The sequence below is a fragment of the Legionella steelei genome (genome assembly GCF_001468005.1).
In the GTDB taxonomy this organism is placed as follows: domain Bacteria; phylum Pseudomonadota; class Gammaproteobacteria; order Legionellales; family Legionellaceae; genus Legionella; species Legionella steelei.
On sequence record NZ_LNYY01000004.1, the window covers coordinates 12,581 to 30,465 of the forward strand.

Here is a 17,885-nt window from a genome sequence, read left to right on the forward strand (position 1 = left end):
AAATAAAATAAGCCTTGATGGTTTTTTTGTGACTCTGTATGATTTGCAGCCATATTTTATAGGATTTAGGATTTTTTTAATGGTCGCGACTTCCAAACAGATAAAAATTGAAAAGGAGAAAAAAAAACACGCTTTGCAGGTCGCAGAAGCACTTACAAAACAAATCAAATCTGGAGAAGCGACAGGAGTTTTATCTGGGATTACAGATAATATTATTAAATTTGCTTTAAAAGCATCTGAATATATTGTGCAGTTTCAAGAGACTATGCCCATAGGCAACAAGAATGTCCCGATAAAGTTATTGGGTGGTTCTGCAATCCCTATTTATTCGATAACGTATAAAGATGTACCTGTTGTTTTCCGGGTTATTTCTGAACATGATATTGATTTTCCTGCATATATCAGAGCGCGCAAACATAACGTGTTAAACAAGCACTTCCCTGAACAATATGCGCTGGAAGAGTTCATGCATAGAAGCCAAAAATATTATTTAGAGGTTGTGGAATATTGTGGACGACAGGATTTGCGAGTAGTAAACAACGATTTTGTCAGTCGTATACAGTATGTTAGAAATATGTTGCAAATAATGGCTGATCTGCGTGCCGCAGGTTTTTGTTTTACAGACTTTAAACCCGGCAATTTTGTGATTGCTGATGATGGTCGTTTGGTTCTTTCAGACGTGAAATCTTTGCGAGACGTAACTGGAAAAGATGCGATTCCAGTAAATGAGCTGAGTAATAATATTTCTGTAGGGTATCAATTCTTGCTTGATTCGGTGAGTAATAACCCCGGCTCAAAACCCATGGTTTCTATACAGGAAATTGAGTACGAATCCCGTTATAGTTTGGGGATAAGTATTTATGAAGTGCTTACCGGTCATTTTATTGTATCAGAACATATGAAGGCACAGGCTGCAATCAAAGACTTAGTCAATAAATCAGAAACGGATGCAGACGAGCGCCCCTTCTCTTCTTTTTTGCAACAGCAGGCAACCACAGGCTTAGGTGAAACTCTTGAACGAATGCAAAAAGAGGACTTAAGTGAACATATGAATTTAGAGCATGAAGTGTTTCAAAGTCCTGTAGGTTTTGCTTTAAAAGAGATCATTCTCTCATTGACAAGTAAAACAAAGACACAACGAATGGAGGCGCAAGAGGCATTGACTCGTTTGGATCTTGCGATTGGTTTTACTCAGACCTCATCAGCACCGTCTTCTACTGAGGATGATCAAAGTGTGGAGGCATCATCTTCTAATTCTCCTGGATCTGTGAAAACCCCTGAGTCGAAGAAAATCGTGAAACAATATTCTCAAGCGGAGCTCCCCACAATGTTTAAGAGAGCCTCATCGGCTCCTGCACCGGAAAGGGAAGCACCAGGTACGCCAACTGTCAGCGACAAAGTAGATAAATTTAAGCGGTCGGGTAGTTTTTTGAGTAAGATTTTTAGCTCCCCGAAGAAGGAAAAGGCAAAGCCTGTGATGGAAGCAGAAAACCCGGCGCCATAGAAGATTATCTCATGAATTACTGAGTTCTGATTATTGGTTTTTGTTGACTAACAAGCCATTAAAAAAACAGGTTTTCAGTAATTCTTAAGAATTTATTTTATCCAAGCGTTTTACGATGCATGCCGTGGCGAGCATAAGTTGATCGATTTGGATTAATAATGATTAATTTATTGCCTAAGGTACACAAAAGATTGTAATCAATTTAAAAATAGAATAAAAATTTGCTTAATGATTGTATGGCTTATTGCTTGACAGTAAAAATTAGTCAAAAATGCGGTAAAAGAAAATTAAATACCTTATCAAGGTCACCAAACCTTCCTAACAAACTATGGACTGTTGCATGCTGATAGGGAAATTTCTAATGTACGTTTATCATACACTTTGAAATATGCAGTAATGAATGCTTTTCTGATTAGGCGCGCGTGAGCGATTACCTGATTATTGATGCTAAAAAATTGAATAAAAATAATGAGAAATGGATTAAATATCATATGAAAAAATTACTGGCGCAGCATACCAATACTCTAAGTATAAAAAGTACTGTAATGTGTTGGTTTTTGGGTTTTGTATTTTCAGTAAATGGTTTTGCTGCTCCGAGTGATGCGGAGCTGATTAGGAAGCTAAATGTTATTGAAAAAAAATCAAATACAATCATGGGGATTACTGCCATTTATATAGAGAAAAATAAGGTGATTGCACATAACAGCAATCAACGCTTTTTCATGGCAAGTACCATCAAATTACCGATCGCGATGGCTTTTTTACATCGAGTCGATGAGAAAAAAGACTCTTTGAATCGTGTGATTAAAATGGATGCGCGTAATTCGGTTCCTGGATCTGGAGCACTGCATTATTTATTCGAAAAGAAAAAACTGAATATTTCTTTAAAACAAATACTAATGCATACACTTAAGAACAGTGATAATAGTGCGAGTGATGCATTATTGCAGGCAGCAAATGGTCCTAAATATGTTGCACAACGCATGAGTGCGTTGGGATTCAATAATATTTTTATTAATCGCTCGATTATGGAAATGTTTGTGGATACAAATCATGTGGATCGTACCTTTTTAAAAAAACGCCAGCCGGTATATTCCTGGCAAAAAATATCGAATCGTGTGCCCCTGCGAGAAAAGCAGAAAGCCTGGCAACGTTTTGAAAATGACACTCGCGATACCACGACTCCGAATGATATGGCGAAATTGCTGGTGAAATTATATAAAAAGCAGGCACTTTCAGAATCAAGTACCAATCTTCTTATGAAGATCATGGAGCAATGCCGAACTGGTCGCAGCAGGATAAGAGGGTTATTACCTCCCAGTGTTAAAGTAGCTCATAAAACTGGAACGTGGTCCATTTATGAGCGAGATTATTTAAGATATCCTGGTTCTAAAAAACTGTATCGTTTCGTGAGTGACGTTGGCATTATTACGTTACCCAATAATAAAGGCCATATTGCGATTGCAGTATATGTTAAATCGAAATCAGCCAGTGATTACCCCCGCAGTCATGCCATAGCTCTTGCGAGCCGTGCTATTTATGATCATTTTATGAAGTCATAACCTTTACAACATAGCCTGGGTGCAGCGTGGCGGTACCCGGGTTAAAAAGAAGTTATTCTATCCCGAGCTCCGCCACGCTGCATCCAGACTACTACGCTGCACATTGTCCCCATTTTCATACATGGCCTAGAAAAGTTGCATTATTTCGTATACTCTGTAAAAAAAATTAACTTTAAATACAAGGAGGTTGGAATGCGTCGTTGTTTGATTTTGTTTTTTAGTGCACTCATCAATTGTTGCATGAGTTTTGGTTTATACGCGCAATTGCCTTGCTATTATCAGGAGCTATCTGCTGAAGAAAAGCGTGATTTATTATGGAGTGAAATTACTTTAAGCCACGAAGAAGATCCCTTGCCAGTACTTACTGGCAATAGTTTTAATGAAGTGCTCGAAAAACTAAAAGGATTGTTTAACTTAAACCCTACATTTGATTCTGCCAGTGATGAAATTCCTACCGGACGAGTAAAAATTATTCATGCCAATGGTTCAGTAGGTAAAATCGCTCTAGTTCCGGCCGCCGATCATCCTTTCACTGGTATTTATCAAACCGGAGGCGTAGGGGTTGCACGTCTTTCGTTAGCAACGCCTCCCGCTGATGATAATTATATTCCTGGCATGGCGATTAAATTTTTAATCGCAGAACATGCTTCTGTAAATTTGCAGGTGATGAATTTACTTGAGGGACAAAAAGACAATTGGAATTATTTTGCAAAAGATTTTTCGAACCAAATACCTCATGCGACAAATTGGACCTTGAAGGCAATTGAGAAAATATTTGAATGGACTCGTGACCCTGCCAATAATCTTCCTTTGTGGCATTTGGCTGCTTGGACGAGTGAAGGACGAGTGACGGGGATCCCTGTCTTTCCTGAACGGATCTATTTTAGACCAACGAGCTTGGTTAAGGATTTGATCCCTGAAAACTCACGAGAAGATTTTAGAGTGTCGCTCGCAGCGATACCTATGGGACCAATCTATGAAGTGTACGGAGAATATCAAGGTACAGAGTACCATATAGGTACCTTAATGTTGGAGAGTGCTTTGCTGGCTTCAAATTATGGCGATAAGAAATTATTTTTCCAACATCAAAGATAACTTGTAGTCCACGTATACGTTTATGTAGATATGATAGGTTGAGCCAAGGGCCAGCCTATCATATTATTCGGCGTGTGTTTAAAAATTAAACAACGCTCGTTCCTCTTGTCCTTCCGATGCCAGAATCAATTCTCTTGAGCAGGGCTTAGTTGTTGGTTCTTGCAATGCAACAAATGGAGTTGGCGCTGGCAATATTGATTTTCCCAAAAGGGCTAATTTTTTTATGCTGCCATTGATTTCATTATCTTGAATCTTCTTTATGGGGTTCAGTTTGCTTTGCTTATTGAATGCTAGGTCGTGCTCATCTGAATCAAACACTTTATATCTTAAAACATCACGAAGATAGGATTCTGAAGTTGTTTTATCTACGGCATTATTTTTATTTTCTGTGATAAAGCGAAATGCTTTGTCTATCCGTTCATTTTCAGTTTTTCGTGGTTCTTTGCCGCAAGGAGTATCTAAATTATAAATGTGCGGTAGGAGACTTTGAAAGCCATCATGCCCATGCACATAAGTAATATTATAGCCATTGTGTGTTGTGGGTCTTGCGGATTCTGTTTCTTTAATTGCATCCCAACGATTCCAAAATAGATAAATTAAAGGCCATGTTGCACGCTCTTGTTCTGACATATTGGTTCGGTCATGAATCGTGTCAGTATGAAACAGTGAGTGTGTGCTGTTGTTTTCAACATAGGTTTGAAACTGATGATTAATCTGTTCAATGGTTGCTGCTAAAGCTTCTGCGGTGGAGCCGTCATAAGGTACCCCAAGACTCGCTGCCATCAGTTGAATGCTATCGAAGCGAATTGGTGCATGACTAAATAAAGTAATGCCCTGTTCACTGAGCGTGTAATCTAGTACCTTTAAAGTGGGTTTATAGGTTTCATTGATTAAGTGGGTTAATTCCTCGGAGTTAATAATGTCATGTTCGAGTAACAGCTTAAGCCCCCAAAAAGAAGGGATTTGTACATCACCAATGTAACCCGGAGGGGCAAAAGCATGTCCGGCCATGAATTGTTCAAACGCATAAATAAACTCACTGCCATGGTTTGATATGAGAATGTTTAAGGGACAATGATTTCGACGTAGCAGATTAAGAATTCGTACTGTGAAATAATCACAATTTCCGCGATCGGCTATTTCATCACCAATAAGCCGAATGAGTGTTTGATTATCGCGTACTTCTATTTGCGACATGAAGTGGTTAAATTGACTCACAGAGTGAGACAGTTTTTCTTTGGGCTCAGCGAGTTTTTGTTTTAACTTCCTGTGTTCCTCTTCCGCCGCCTGTAGTTTTAAAAGTGTTTGTTCCCGTAATTGGGATAAGTTTTGTTGCGTTTGTGTTTCTGCATTTACCGCAGCTAATAATTGTTGTTCTAGATTTGCGATGCGTTCTTTTGCATTATCTATTTTGATTTGTGCAAATTGTAGCAGGGTGTGGTTCTCAAAATACTCCTCAAGAATTTCACCAAATTGTTCATACAGAGTTACAAATTGTTGATAGGCTTCCTCAACATTCGTCACTTCATGGTTAAATTGAATGATTTGATGACGGAAGAGAATGTGAATGAGTTTGATGGGATTGCCATGCAAATCGCCAAGCGTAATCGCCCCTAAATTGTTTTCCAGTACATTAGGATATTTATAAATATCAATATTCTTACTGATAAAACGTCTGGTCATCCTTACTCAGATCAGGTGATTTTTCATAGTAAGAAAAATAATGGATTCCAGCACAAATATCAATTTTTATGCTAACGAATTGTCAACAGTTCGAATTTTCTATAAAGACCAAAGGATACACAATGTGTGCCCCTTATCTGTTGAGAAAGAGAAGTGCTAAATTTAAAAGGGAGAGGCAGGCCATGACGCTAAAAGTCAAAATCATGCCGCGAGTGCGAAATTTTAGGTGATGGTTTGCTGTAAGAAATGCATAAGCATGGAAGATGCGTCCTAAGATAAAGAAAAAAATCAAAGTGCAAAGCACAATCCAGTTTGCGCTATTTACTTCAGCACAAAGAAGTAAGATGAGCGTAAGAGGAACATATTCTCCAAAATTGCCGTGAGCTCTGACTGCCATTTCTAAATCAGCAAATTCTTTACTTCCCATGCCAACTTTATATTTATGACGTAGCGTCACGACTTGGACTGAGAGATATATGTAGGCGAGGGCTAACAAGGAAGCAGCTAGGGTTGTCATTGGATACATTTCACTCTCCTAATAAGTAGGTTTCTGTATTGGTTGTTGCAGAATTCAGTTGCACGACAAAATCATCAAAGCAATGCTGAACCGCATCAAAAAACATTAACCAAGGGCAATGACCAGCTTTAGTAATTATTTTATGGGTACTATTTTTTCCTTGGAACTTTTTATTGTTCCTAAAAATTTGGGGTGGGCAAATAAAGTCATTTTCACTGGCAATGGTCATTGTTGGTATTGTCTCTGGAAACCATTTACAGTAAAAATCCGGGTAAAAATGTTCAATGGCATAATGATAAGCTGTATTATTAAAGGCAAAAAGAGGCATGATTTTTTCTCCCTCCGTCAATTCGTCAGCAGTAAAACAGTAGTATTTATAAGTATTCCAAAATTCTTTATAGGTTAGATCTGAAGGCGCCAAATGATATTCACTGGCAGCAGGAACTAAATCAGGTAAATGATGTTGCTGCTGCATCGCACTGACATGCTGAAAAAAACTGTTTTCAGTGGTGGTATTCATTAACACCAGGCCTGCAAGATGATGTTCTAATTCAGGTAAATTTAAAGCAAACATTCCTGAAAAACTGTGTGTCACTAATACTGGTTGAGGGAAGGATTTTAATAAATCAATTAAACCATCTTGCCAATGTTGTATATCCAGTGTGCCTTGTGAGTTAGTACCATCTTGCGGAAAATCTAAAAGAAAAATCGTTCCTGGTAACTGCAAGGAACTGCAAAAATTGCTGAGATATTCAGAGCCCAAACCAGGGCCTCCGGGTAAGCATAACCAGGTGTATCCTGGACCTTCCGTGATTTGTTGTATTTTATAACCATACTTTGTGTGTTTCATATTGGTACATACTTTTTTATCAGCTTGTAATCATAACACAGGGGTTAGTTGAATTTATGCGTGATTAGCATTTATAGTGGATTAAGTGGTTTTCCATTAACTCGAAATAGGCACAAATGCCGAACTATTGAAACAGGTGAGGGTATGATGAAAAAAACAGCGCATAGTGTTTTTTTATTCTGTCTTTTTTTAATTTCGGCGCAAGCGCATGCGACTGTTTTGAGGTATAGCGGTAAATGTCAATTTACTCTGACTCGGGATCGTTATGCTTATTGTTTAGAGAAGGAAATGGTTTTTTACGACGGTGAATTTAAAAGACTTTATAGCAACTTAACACCAGAAGCATCCCTACTTGCTTCTGAAGCATTAGCAACACAAATTATTGAACCTAATTGTGATGCTATAGCGCAAAAAATTGGTGCTGGTTTGGAATATCATATCGTTTTTCGAACCTGCATGATTAATATCACCAAAGAAAAGATTGCCTGCATCAAGAGATTTATTCCATGCCAAATCTGTTGGGGAAGGAAATTAGCGAATACGATAAAAAAACCTCTTTTGTTCCTAGAAGGAGTTTCTATCAATATCTCGGATCCTACTTGATTGAGGAACGCCAAGATGAGTAACCCTTATCCGCTCTGATGGACACCTTTTCTCCGGTAGGGATAAGGGATATGCTCTTAACTTAAATTGAGAGAAAATTCCCTTTCTATTTTGTGGGAGAGGACTAGGGGTAGGGCACATTTCTCTTGAGACGATGGGATGTTCTTTGAATTTGAATATGATGGTCAGAAGTAAGAAGTCCTCACTCCTGCTTTTGGGAAGAGTATGAGAGAACGCATTTTCCTTGGGGAGGAGAAGAAATCCCCTCTCCCATTTTGGAGAAGGGGGCAGGGGGAGGATATGAGATGCACTAGTAGTTAATTTGAAGATGGTTTGGAGGCAACAGCATCAGCAGAGCACGCATCTGCAACAGTATCGATCTCTGCATCATATTGTTTGTCGGTCATATCATTAGAGCGTTTGAGCAGATCGGTTAATTTAGGCTTAGCACATTCACAATATGCAGTAATTAATTTTTTATCTTCATCGGATTGTTTTGGATAGATAAGATCCCATCTGTTTTGGCAATAATCAGCTATATCACTGTCCTTTGCTTTACTTAAACCCACTTCATCTTCCAATGAATCCATTGCATCATGCAACAGGGTTCTTGACATACAGATATGGATTGCTTTTTGAACGGCAGCGTCATTGTCTAAAGGTAGTTTTGCAGCACAACCACAGTATTTTTCTCCAAAATTTTTAAAATCTACTTTATCTTTTGCATCATCGGCTTTTTTCATCCAGGAATTAGTACAATTAGTTTGAAAGTCCCCTCCTCCACCTGCGGCATCTGCATAAGTCGGTAAAGAAAACATCATGGCAAGAACAGAAATTGCGACTCCCTTACAGAAAAAATTCATGATTTGTTGCTCCTTTGCTTTGATTGTAATTTTACCCCTTCCTCATTGAGAATAGCTAATGTCTTTAAGGTTATCCATAATATTTTGAAAAAATTAAAGTCTATTGGCCTAATACTTTAGTTGCATTTTGCACTTACAGGTTGGGTGCCTAAATTTGTGACTTGGGCCTTGGTTCCAGGGTCTGCGGATATAGGGATTTGCTGCACGTTGGTTAAAGCGGAGACTAACGAATCACCTTGTTTTAGCGACGTACCATTGAACATTCCTTTTCCACTAATTATGCGAACGGAAACATAGTTTTGTGTGCTTGCAACCACATGTACTTCACATAATAGAGAAAGCACTTGATTATTTGTATTGGTTAAAATAACCGGTTTATTGGGATCAAGGCTGATTTCGACTGGTGTAGAAAAAACCACAGAACTCGTTAAAATCAGCATGCAAGATAATAATTTATGGATAGATCGATACATAATGGTCCTTTTTTTATTGATTATTCTTAGCGGTATCTGCAAAAAAATGACCGACATTTTTTTGCAGGTTTTTATTATCATGCAATCAATAACTGAAATAAAGAATCAAAGAAAAAAAGTAAGCGTTTATGCAATGCGTCAATTTAAGTGTAGCCTGGGTGAAGGTCCGAAACCCGGGTTTCACTTCGTTGCACCCAGGCTACAAGTATATTAATGAGCCTCTGATCATATTCAGATTTGTAAAGCAGGAGCTGCCTTAGCTTGAAGTGCATACACAAATTCAGTTATTGTCCGGACCTTTTGATCCACAAGCTCATCGGCTTTTCCAGACTTAATCAATGCGTTTAGTTCATTGCCTAATCTACCATCTATCAAAGTAGATAAATGTTCGATTAAATTAATCTCTTTTAGGCTAGGATCTCTTTGCTCTTTTGGCTTTAAAGCGTTTTGTACTGCGACAACTGCATCGTTTTTTTGTTTAAAACTTTTTTGCAAGCAGGTAAAAAAGCGATGGAAATACTCTTTAGTCTTGCCTGAGGAGTCAACCACTTTTTTTCTGTCTTCAAGATAGCCTGAAAGGAGCTTATTGATGTCATACTCTCTAAGTTTTTCCTGATTTTGAGCTAAAGCATATCCTTCAATAATCGATTTAACTCTGGCCTTATGTTTTGTGCGATATTCTTCAACTTTGTCATGATTTCCAGCAAAAGCGTAGCCTTGGGCAATATCATTAGCAGATATATTATATGTTGTCCGATATTCTTCGACTTTTTCATGATTTCCAGCTAACGCATAGCCATGAACAATCGCCACTGGATTTACCTGATACAGCATCCGATATTCTTCAACTTTGTCATCATTTCCAGCGATCGCATATCCTTGAGCAATAGCACTAGCACTTGCATGATGAGTCATGTAGTACTCATCTACTTTGTCGTGATTTCCCATGATTGCATAACTTTGGGCAATCACATCCTTATTGGCGTTAAGTCGAAAACGATATATTTCGACTTTCTCATCGTCTCCAGCTAAAGCATAATATTTAGCGATTGAATGCACGCTTGCATTATATGTGGTCCGATATTCTTCAACTTTTGTATGATTTCGAGCTAAAGCGTAGCCTTTAACAATGTCACTAGCACGTGCTTTATGTATCGTTCGATATTCTTCAACTTTGCCATCATTTCCAGCCAGAGCATAGCCTTTAGCAATTGCATGCACGCTTGCTTTATGTTTGGTTCGATACTCTTCTACTTTGATATGATTGCCAGCGGTGGCATAACCTTCAGCAATCGCATCAACGCTTGCTTTATGTTTGGTTCGATATGCTTCAACTTTGCGATCATTTCCGGCAAGAGCATAGCCTTTAGCAATCTCATCAATGTTTGCTTTATGTGTTGTCCGATATTTTTCAACTTTGTCATCATTTCCAGCGAGAGCATAGCTGTGTGCAATGGCATGTACGCTTGCTTTATATGTCTTGCGATATTCTTCAACCTTAGGAGCATTGCCAGCGAGAGCGTAGCCTCTAGCAATTTCATGCACACTTGCTTTATATATCCTTTGATATTCTGCAACTTTAGGACCATTTCCAGCTAAAGCATAACCTCTAGCAATTGCATGAACACTGGCTTTGTATTTTGTTCGATACTCTCCGACTTTCAGCGTATTGCCAGCAAAAGCATAACCTTCAGCAATTCGATCGACACTGGCGTTACAAGGAGGAAGCTGATACTCCATAACCTTACGATGATTTGCTTTCATAGCATAGGCACGTGCAATTTCATCAGCACTTGCTCCTAGCTCCCATAACCATTTTACTTTCTCGTGTTGCTCCTCTAATGCGAGACAAGCTGCTGCGGTGATTAACGGCTGCTTGATTTTTCTGGCATCAATGTGCCGGTCTTTTAACCGGGATGCTAAATCTTGTGGGCTAGTCGCTTCTTGTGTAGCGTGATAAATAAAATCGAACATAAGGGATATCTAATCAAATAAGATTTGGGCTTTTATTATACGACAATTATTTTTATTAGTCGATTTGTCTCCTATTATCCATGTAGCGTGGATTCATGATAATCAGGATTGAAAAGTTAAAAAGAGCATGTAAAAATTCTGTGTGAAAATTTTGGACTTAAATTTATAAAGGATGATCAAATGTTTACAAAACTTCTTATCAGTGTTTCATTTTTATTATGTTCTCTTTCAGCATACAGTATGCCTGATGAGGAAAGAGCTTATCTTGCGAATCAATGCCATGAATTATCACAAAAAATTGAAGAGTTAAGTGCGGAACAAACAAACAGTTGTTCTTCTTTGATGCATGAATCTGCACGCTTGGTAGAACAAACTGGTGCGTTCATTTTAAAAGAATACTGGTTTAATGCCCGCACCAACCTGCATCGTTCTTACAGAGTATTAGGGGATGCAAATCAAATGAACTGCAAAACCTCTTCAGTAATTTTAGCTGCCCGCAAAGGCATCGATGACATTTTAGAACAACTGTATGGATTAGAATAAGAACAGTAGAAAAGACTAATAAAGTTGATTGACCTCTAAAAGGAAATACACATGAAAGTTATAGTAATCGGTGGAACTGGGACAATAGGCAATGCGGTTTGTGACGAATTAGCACAACGTCACACGGTAGTTACCGTAGGGCATACGAATGGTGATTATCAAGTTGATATTAGAGACACTAATTCAATTGCATTACTTTATAAAGCACTTGGTTCATTCGATGCAGTGGTTGCTGTAACTGGCGAGGTATATTTTGAAGCGCTAAGCCAATTTACTGAGGAACAATATACTATAGGTCTGAATAGTAAATTAATGGGGCAGGTTAGGCTCGTGTTAGAGGGACTTAAATACATCAATAAAGGGGGGTCATTTACTTTAACCAGCGGTATTTTAAGTCATGATCCAATCCCGATGGGCACTTCTGCAGCCATGGTCAACGGTGCGATCAATTCTTTTGTAAAAAGTGCGGCGATTGAAATGCCTCATCATCTGCGTATTAATGCGGTAAGCCCTACTGTCCTTTCAGAGTCAATGAATCGATACGCACCTTTTTTTCGTGGTTTTGAATCGGTGCCAGCAAGTCGAGTTGCACTGGCGTATAGTAAAAGTGTCGAGGGAGCACAAACAGGCATGGTTTATTCTGTTGAATAAAAATTTCAGCTTTTGCACAATCAGGTTTAGGGGAAGGGGTTTAAAATGAAGATTAGAGTATGTTGGTTTATTTTGCTTGCCTATTTATTGGCTGCAAAAATTAGTGCGGCTGTTCCTGCTGCTTTAATGTTTCATGATAAACCCATCGATGCGCTGTGTTTTTTTAATGTAGAAGGAAAAGAAATTGATCTGAAGCAATGTGGATTAGCAAAAGCCAAATACGCAGTGAAAGGGCACAATGCCAGTCTCATCGAAAAGGGATATATAGGATATAACTGGCAAGATCCAGAATATCCGGGCCCTGCAGAAGGATACAGTTATTATAAATTTTTTAATGCCGGGAAAAACGTGTATTGGCTTTACACCATTAATAGTGGTGGCGGCACCGGAGATTTCACGGCCATTCTGCGAGTAAAGAGAAAAAGTACGGATATTTTAGAAATAGAAACTCTAGTAGATGGTGATCGCTGCAATGGTGGCGTGCAAGATGTCTCTGCCGTAAATGATCATTTAAGTTTTAGTCAGAATCTTACTGCCTACGATCTTATTGCACTATCTAAGAAAGCTGCGCCAGACGTTAAAGCCTATGATGATTTAGCGGCTTGTGCTATTTGCTGTGTTGCAAAAGCATATTATGAACTGGGTGGCAATGCGCAGTTGCAACTGAGTTATGTTGATTTAGATAAGGTTAAAGAGATCCAGGAAATGCCTGAACAAGGTACGCTCCAACCATGCTTGAACCAATTATTCACTTCTTATGCTACTGAAGGTAAAACGAAATTAAAGCACAATATGCTTGATGAGTTTGTCGCGAAATTTAAGCAAACGTGTATCCAGCATCATTAGGGTTATAAAATTTTATATACAAAACCCTTTTCTTTGCTACTGTTTCGAACGACAGAAACGCTTAATTAGGCTATGCTTATTCAATGCTTCAGCACGATATTGTGGATCAGGGAGAGTACTAAGAATGAGTTATTTTGATGTAAAGGACCCAATATGTGAGACCGAAGATTGTCCCAAGCACATCAGTGTGGAGTTAATTCCGAGAACGGTAGATCTCGGAGGGTTTCAAGTGGGACGTGTATTACCATCTAAGGAAAAGAGAACCGTGGGGCCTTTTGTCTTCTGGGATCAAGCCGGACCTAGCGAACTGCTTACGGGTAAGGGAATTGATGTTCGTCCACACCCTCATATTGGTTTATCAACGATGACTTATTTATTCTCTGGTCGACTGGAACACCGAGATACACTTGGGAGTCATCAAATTATTGTTCCAGGTGAAGTGAACTTAATGACTGCTGGACGAGGCATTGCTCATTCAGAACGTACACCACAACCCGATCGCTTTTATCCGCAACATTTTTTTGGCATCCAGTGCTGGCTTGCACTACCTCTTAATAAAGAGGAAACAAACCCTTCATTTAATCATTATGATAAAAGTGCAATTCCTATGGATAATGATAATAATATAAGTTTTTGGGTAATTGTTGGGGAATGGATGGGACTTAGATCTTCAGTTATTACGCAAAACGATGCACTTTTTGTTGAATGTAAGTTACAAGCACAGGCTGAATTGATTATTCCATCTACCCTGGAAGAACGCGCGATTCATCTTTTAAGCGGCAAGATAACCATTGATAATGTGAGCTATGATGCCACGCGAATGTTAGTTCTTAAGCCCGGGGCTGAACTGAAAGTGATGGCGGATTCGGCGGTGCATATGATTATCCTGGGGGGAGCTGCTTTAGAGGAGCGGCGGTACCTGTGGTGGAATTTTGTGTCCAGTTCGCGGGAACGAATTGAGCAAGCGAAATTAGATTGGAAGGAAGGAAAATTTGGCAAAATACCAGGTGATGAGAAAGAATTTATTCCTTTACCAGACTAAAGGGGCCTGTTTACATTTCGCTAGCTTGAGCCAAAATGTAAACAGGTCCTGCATTGCGGTGAAAATCTTATAAAACACTTAATATTATCAAAAAGGACCTTGAAATGAAAAAGTCGGATCACGAAGCTCAGTATCTCAAAGATGGTGTCATCAAAACAAAATTGACAGGATATAATCTGCTCAACAACTCCAGATTAAACAAAGGGACCGCGTTTACTAATAGTGAACGAGATATGTTTGCACTTCACGGTTTATTACCACCGCAGGTGAGTACCTTAGAAGAACAGCAAAAACGCCGTCATGATAGATTGACAGCATTCCCAACATCGTTAGACAAATATAGTTTCTTGCGTGATCTTCAAGATAATAATGAAACTCTTTTTTACTCGTTGATTATTAACAATATCGAGGAAATGCTCCCTATCGTTTATACCCCTGTAGTTGGCGAAGGATGCCAAAAATTCAGTGAGGTATTCCGCAAGCCGCGTGGTCTATTCCTTAGTTATCCCAACAAGAACATGATTGATCAAATTTTTTCTCATCCACGCTATGATTTGATTAAATGTATTGTCGTCAGTGATGGTGAACGCATTCTTGGTCTTGGTGATCAAGGTGCTGGAGGGATGGGAATTCCTATCGGAAAAATGGCGCTTTACACTGCTTTAGCTGGCATTCCCCCTCAATATTGTTTACCTATTTTACTGGACGTAGGTACTGATAATGAAGAGCGATTAGCTGATCCTCTTTATATTGGCTGGCGTCATAAGCGTATTCGTGGTGCTGAGTATGACGAGTTCGTTGAGTCATTTGTATCCGCAGTAAAACGTCGGTGGCCAAATGTTCTTCTGCAATGGGAAGATTTTGCGGGAATGAACGCGGCACGGTTGTTGACCCGTTATCGCGATCAACTCTGCACGTTTAATGATGACATCCAGGGAACCGCTGCTATGGCGACCGGTACGTTGCTTTCCGCTATTAATGTGACTGGAATTCCTCTGGCCGAGCAAAAAATTGTTTTCCTTGGTTTCGGAGGAACTGGTCATGGAATTGCTCAATTAATGCGCGGCGCTCTTATGGATGCAGGATTAAGTGAGCAAGAGGCTAGTGATCGTATCTATGCGGTGGACCGATATGGATTGCTTGTGGAAGGTAGCAAGGGATTGACTGAGGATCAAGCCGCTTTTGCTCGTAAGCGTTCTGAAGTAGCTGGGTGGCAGGTTGCCAATCGTGAGGAAATTGGCTTGCTGGATGTTGTGCGTCATGTGAAGCCTACTGCACTTATCGGGGTTTCGGCACAACAGGGTGCATTTACTGAAGCAGTGGTGCGCACCATGGCTCAATACACAGATAGGCCAGTTATTTTCCCTTTATCTAACCCAACGTCTCATAGTGAAGCAGTGCCTCAAGATCTTCTGACTTGGACTGAGGGACGTGCTTTGATTGGCACAGGAAGTCCTTTTGATCCAGTTAAATACAATGGAAAAGAGTTTCATATTGATCAGACGAATAATTCATACATCTTTCCAGGATTAGCTTTAGGTATTATCTCAGCGAAAGCAAAACGAGTTTCAGATGGGATGATTAAAGCTTCGGCGCTTGCACTTTCGGGATGTTCCCCTGCGAGGAAAGATAAGTCGGCAAACCTTTTACCACCTATTGCCGATCTTCGTGCCATTAGTCTTGAGGTAGCAAAAGCGGTGGGGAAACAGGCGATTTCTGAAGGCCTTGCTGGGGTCAATGAGGCTGAGTTTGAGAGTGAACTTGCTGCCAACATCTGGAACCCCATTTATATTCCTTATGACTTAGCTGACTGAGTCAGGCTTTGGACACTTCAAAGACGACTTGGAATAAAAAAATCCAAGTCGTCTTTTTATATATGCCAAATTAGAGTTTATATAAAAAAACATTATGGTATATATTAACTCAAATTATGTGACAATACTGTGCTATCATCTTCAGAGCGCAAAAACGGTTCTTTATGCGACAAACTGTATAAATCATAGAATGGATGACTCAATCAGAGGATACATAAATGATAAACTCCGAGATGCCTATCGATTTAAAAAAGAAATGCTTTGAGGATCTATTCGCAAATACACGCACCTGCCGAATCTCTCGTGAATATTTAATGGAATTACTCGACGTTGGGAAACTAAATATTTGGCAGTGGGATCTGAGTACAAATGAAGTCATTGACTTTGGTTATTCTGAGTCTTTATCCATTCTAACCCCAAACAGTGAAGTAGGACATATTGATCATTTTATAACGCGGCTTCACCCAGAACATCGTGAAGAAGTTGCTAATAAGTTAATCGATTCTCTTTCTTATTTTGAGGATTATAGAGCGGATTTTCGTATTCAATCGACTCAGGGACATTATGAATGGGTGTCAGCGCATGGTCGTTGTATTCGCGATGCAGAAAATAATGCGATTAAAATGGTAGGGACTTGGCATTTTATTACGGAACAAAAAAAGAACCAGGAATTAATTCGGTTACAACAGTCAACACTTGATCGCATCTCAAGATGTTATTTTTCAGGGGAGTCTGCATCCACCTTATCGCATGAGATCTCTCAACCTATATTGGCACTAAACTCCTATCTTCTTGGGAGTATTTTACGTTTGAAACAAGAAGGTAATGACGTTAATGAATTTATAGATGTACTGCAAAAAGCGTTAGAACAAGTTGAGTTAATCAATACGATTATTAAGCGAATGAGACGTTTTGTTACCCATGGCGAATTGCATTTTGAGCGAGTTGATTTGGCTTTATTAGCAAAACAATCAGTTGTCTTATCAAAATTTTATTCTAATTTTTCTGGAACTGTTCAATATGAGATTGATGAGCATTTGACAGAAGTTTCTTTAGATAGAAATCAAATGGGGCAGGTATTTTTAAACCTGATTAATAATGCATTTGAAGCCTTGGTTGATGCACAAACAAATAATCCTACCTTATTGATTAATATAAAAAATATCGATTCGGGGGTGTTGGTGACTATCACCGATAATGGACCAGGAATTACGCAAAATGTGCTCGATAATCTACTGGCTTCGTGTTACAGCACTAAGGAATATGGCTTGGGTTTGGGATTGAGTATTTGTAGAAAAATTATTGAGGGCCATGGCGGATGTTTCAAAATAGAAAAAAATACCGTAGGCGAAGGGACGGTGTGTTCTTTTAGACTGCCTATGCAAACTTCGGGATCTAACAATGAATAAGACTATTTATGTTGTTGATGATGATGAGAACGTATTGCGTGCTTTAAAATGGCTTTTTGAGTCTATGAGCTTTGAAGTGCAAACCTATTTAAGTGCAAAAATTTTTTTGGAACAATATAATCCGCTGCATGAGGGGTGTTTGATTACCGATGTTCGGATGCCTGATATGGATGGGCTTGAGCTATTCGACAAATTAAAGCGGCAAAACAGCATGCTTAAAGTAATTATTATTACGGCTTATGGCGACATTCCTATGGCTGTTAGAGCGATAAAAGCTGGAGCGATTGATTTTATCACTAAGCCCATCAATGAAAGTGATTTATTAAAGCTGATTAAAAAATGTCTTGAGCATTATCCAAACCTTACCACCAATGCAATGAACAAATATGAGCTTTTAACCGATAAGGAGTTGCAAGCCCTCGAGCTCATTTGGACAAATAGTTAAATACTCTTGCC

The 17,885-nt window shown here is 39.1% G+C and carries 17 protein-coding genes; 11 read left to right on the top strand and 6 right to left on the bottom strand.

Translation table 11 applies throughout. The features are described 5' to 3' along the window. Nucleotides 1–79: 79 nt before the first annotated feature. From Lste_RS01005 to Lste_RS01015, 3 genes are all read left to right on the top strand, one after another. Entirely contained in the window at nucleotides 80–1,504 is a 1,425-nt protein-coding gene (locus Lste_RS01005) for a protein kinase family protein (protein ID WP_058509228.1), read from the top strand. Between the two features lie 491 nt (nucleotides 1,505–1,995). Beyond that, on the top strand, nucleotides 1,996–3,066 hold the full coding sequence (gene bla, locus Lste_RS01010) for a class A beta-lactamase (protein ID WP_058509296.1): 1,071 nt from the start codon (nucleotides 1,996–1,998) through the stop codon (nucleotides 3,064–3,066). Between the two features lie 192 nt (nucleotides 3,067–3,258). After that, on the top strand, nucleotides 3,259–4,161 hold the full coding sequence (locus Lste_RS01015; RefSeq protein WP_058509229.1) for a hypothetical protein: 903 nt from the start codon (nucleotides 3,259–3,261) through the stop codon (nucleotides 4,159–4,161). Nucleotides 4,162–4,239: 78 nt separating this feature from the next. Here the strand turns inward: Lste_RS01015 and wip are convergent, their stop codons facing one another. The 3 genes from wip to Lste_RS01030 form a co-directional block, all read right to left on the bottom strand. After that, on the bottom strand, nucleotides 4,240–5,844 hold the full coding sequence (gene wip, locus Lste_RS01020; protein WP_058509230.1) for a Dot/Icm T4SS effector Wip: 1,605 nt from the start codon (nucleotides 5,842–5,844) through the stop codon (nucleotides 4,240–4,242). Nucleotides 5,845–5,977: 133 nt separating this feature from the next. Further along, nucleotides 5,978–6,370 (bottom strand): MAPEG family protein, encoded by a 393-nt coding sequence (locus tag Lste_RS01025; RefSeq protein WP_058509231.1) that lies wholly within the window; start codon nucleotides 6,368–6,370, stop codon nucleotides 5,978–5,980. A 1-nt stretch (nucleotide 6,371) separates the two neighbouring features. Then, complete coding sequence (locus Lste_RS01030) at nucleotides 6,372–7,211, bottom strand: alpha/beta fold hydrolase (RefSeq protein ID WP_058509232.1); 840 nt, start codon at nucleotides 7,209–7,211, stop codon at nucleotides 6,372–6,374. 144 nt (nucleotides 7,212–7,355) lie between these two features. Here Lste_RS01030 and Lste_RS01035 point away from each other — a divergent pair, with 144 nt between their 5' ends. Then, nucleotides 7,356–7,814, top strand: a complete 459-nt coding sequence (locus tag Lste_RS01035) for a lysozyme inhibitor LprI family protein (protein ID WP_058509233.1) — start codon at nucleotides 7,356–7,358, stop codon at nucleotides 7,812–7,814. 317 nt (nucleotides 7,815–8,131) lie between these two features. Here Lste_RS01035 and Lste_RS01040 read toward each other — a convergent pair whose 3' ends face one another. From Lste_RS01040 to Lste_RS01055, 3 genes are all read right to left on the bottom strand, one after another. Beyond that, nucleotides 8,132–8,677: a hypothetical protein gene (locus tag Lste_RS01040; protein ID WP_058509234.1), complete on the bottom strand. Its 546-nt coding sequence runs from the start codon at nucleotides 8,675–8,677 to the stop codon at nucleotides 8,132–8,134. A gap of 116 nt (nucleotides 8,678–8,793) precedes the next feature. Continuing rightward, nucleotides 8,794–9,150, bottom strand: a complete 357-nt coding sequence (locus tag Lste_RS01045; RefSeq protein ID WP_058509235.1) for a hypothetical protein — start codon at nucleotides 9,148–9,150, stop codon at nucleotides 8,794–8,796. Nucleotides 9,151–9,381: 231 nt separating this feature from the next. After that, a complete protein-coding gene (locus Lste_RS01055; protein WP_058509237.1) occupies nucleotides 9,382–11,124 on the bottom strand; it encodes a hypothetical protein in 1,743 nt (580 codons plus the stop codon). A gap of 180 nt (nucleotides 11,125–11,304) precedes the next feature. On the opposite strand from Lste_RS01055, the gene Lste_RS01060 reads away from it, so the two are divergent. The 7 genes from Lste_RS01060 (at nucleotide 11,305) to Lste_RS01090 (ending at nucleotide 17,874) form a co-directional block, all read left to right on the top strand. Continuing rightward, nucleotides 11,305–11,667: a hypothetical protein gene (locus Lste_RS01060; RefSeq protein WP_058509238.1), complete on the top strand. Its 363-nt coding sequence runs from the start codon at nucleotides 11,305–11,307 to the stop codon at nucleotides 11,665–11,667. Between the two features lie 51 nt (nucleotides 11,668–11,718). Beyond that, nucleotides 11,719–12,318, top strand: a complete 600-nt coding sequence (locus tag Lste_RS01065; protein ID WP_058509239.1) for a short chain dehydrogenase — start codon at nucleotides 11,719–11,721, stop codon at nucleotides 12,316–12,318. Nucleotides 12,319–12,363: 45 nt separating this feature from the next. Further along, entirely contained in the window at nucleotides 12,364–13,164 is an 801-nt protein-coding gene (locus tag Lste_RS01070) for a hypothetical protein (protein WP_058509240.1), read from the top strand. A gap of 124 nt (nucleotides 13,165–13,288) precedes the next feature. Further along, entirely contained in the window at nucleotides 13,289–14,206 is a 918-nt protein-coding gene (locus Lste_RS01075; RefSeq protein ID WP_058509241.1) for a pirin family protein, read from the top strand. 104 nt (nucleotides 14,207–14,310) lie between these two features. Beyond that, the gene (locus Lste_RS01080; RefSeq protein WP_058509242.1) at nucleotides 14,311–16,020 is read left to right on the top strand and encodes an NAD-dependent malic enzyme; all 1,710 of its coding nucleotides are present in this window, start codon (nucleotides 14,311–14,313) and stop codon (nucleotides 16,018–16,020) included. Between the two features lie 218 nt (nucleotides 16,021–16,238). Beyond that, nucleotides 16,239–17,429 carry a sensor histidine kinase gene (locus Lste_RS01085; protein WP_058509243.1) on the top strand — a complete coding sequence of 397 codons (1,191 nt, stop codon included), beginning with the start codon at nucleotides 16,239–16,241 and terminating at the stop codon, nucleotides 17,427–17,429. Beyond that, nucleotides 17,422–17,874 carry a response regulator transcription factor gene (locus Lste_RS01090; RefSeq protein ID WP_058509244.1) on the top strand — a complete coding sequence of 151 codons (453 nt, stop codon included), beginning with the start codon at nucleotides 17,422–17,424 and terminating at the stop codon, nucleotides 17,872–17,874. The genes Lste_RS01085 and Lste_RS01090 overlap by 8 nt, the downstream gene beginning before the upstream one ends. Nucleotides 17,875–17,885 lie beyond the last annotated feature (11 nt).

Excerpts from the sequence above, each read along its gene's own strand:
- Lste_RS01005 (WP_058509228.1), top strand. The coding sequence starts at position 80 with ATGGTCGCGACTTCCAAACAGATAAAAATTGAAAAGGAGAAAAAAAAA.
- bla (WP_058509296.1), top strand. The coding sequence starts at position 1,996 with ATGAAAAAATTACTGGCGCAGCATACCAATACTCTAAGTATAAAAAGT.
- Lste_RS01015 (WP_058509229.1), top strand. The coding sequence starts at position 3,259 with ATGCGTCGTTGTTTGATTTTGTTTTTTAGTGCACTCATCAATTGTTGC.
- wip (WP_058509230.1), bottom strand. The coding sequence starts at position 5,844 with ATGACCAGACGTTTTATCAGTAAGAATATTGATATTTATAAATATCCT.
- Lste_RS01025 (WP_058509231.1), bottom strand. The coding sequence starts at position 6,370 with ATGTATCCAATGACAACCCTAGCTGCTTCCTTGTTAGCCCTCGCCTAC.
- Lste_RS01030 (WP_058509232.1), bottom strand. The coding sequence starts at position 7,211 with ATGAAACACACAAAGTATGGTTATAAAATACAACAAATCACGGAAGGT.
- Lste_RS01035 (WP_058509233.1), top strand. The coding sequence starts at position 7,356 with ATGATGAAAAAAACAGCGCATAGTGTTTTTTTATTCTGTCTTTTTTTA.
- Lste_RS01040 (WP_058509234.1), bottom strand. The coding sequence starts at position 8,677 with ATGAATTTTTTCTGTAAGGGAGTCGCAATTTCTGTTCTTGCCATGATG.
- Lste_RS01045 (WP_058509235.1), bottom strand. The coding sequence starts at position 9,150 with ATGTATCGATCTATCCATAAATTATTATCTTGCATGCTGATTTTAACG.
- Lste_RS01055 (WP_058509237.1), bottom strand. The coding sequence starts at position 11,124 with ATGTTCGATTTTATTTATCACGCTACACAAGAAGCGACTAGCCCACAA.
- Lste_RS01060 (WP_058509238.1), top strand. The coding sequence starts at position 11,305 with ATGTTTACAAAACTTCTTATCAGTGTTTCATTTTTATTATGTTCTCTT.
- Lste_RS01065 (WP_058509239.1), top strand. The coding sequence starts at position 11,719 with ATGAAAGTTATAGTAATCGGTGGAACTGGGACAATAGGCAATGCGGTT.
- Lste_RS01070 (WP_058509240.1), top strand. The coding sequence starts at position 12,364 with ATGAAGATTAGAGTATGTTGGTTTATTTTGCTTGCCTATTTATTGGCT.
- Lste_RS01075 (WP_058509241.1), top strand. The coding sequence starts at position 13,289 with ATGAGTTATTTTGATGTAAAGGACCCAATATGTGAGACCGAAGATTGT.
- Lste_RS01080 (WP_058509242.1), top strand. The coding sequence starts at position 14,311 with ATGAAAAAGTCGGATCACGAAGCTCAGTATCTCAAAGATGGTGTCATC.
- Lste_RS01085 (WP_058509243.1), top strand. The coding sequence starts at position 16,239 with ATGATAAACTCCGAGATGCCTATCGATTTAAAAAAGAAATGCTTTGAG.
- Lste_RS01090 (WP_058509244.1), top strand. The coding sequence starts at position 17,422 with ATGAATAAGACTATTTATGTTGTTGATGATGATGAGAACGTATTGCGT.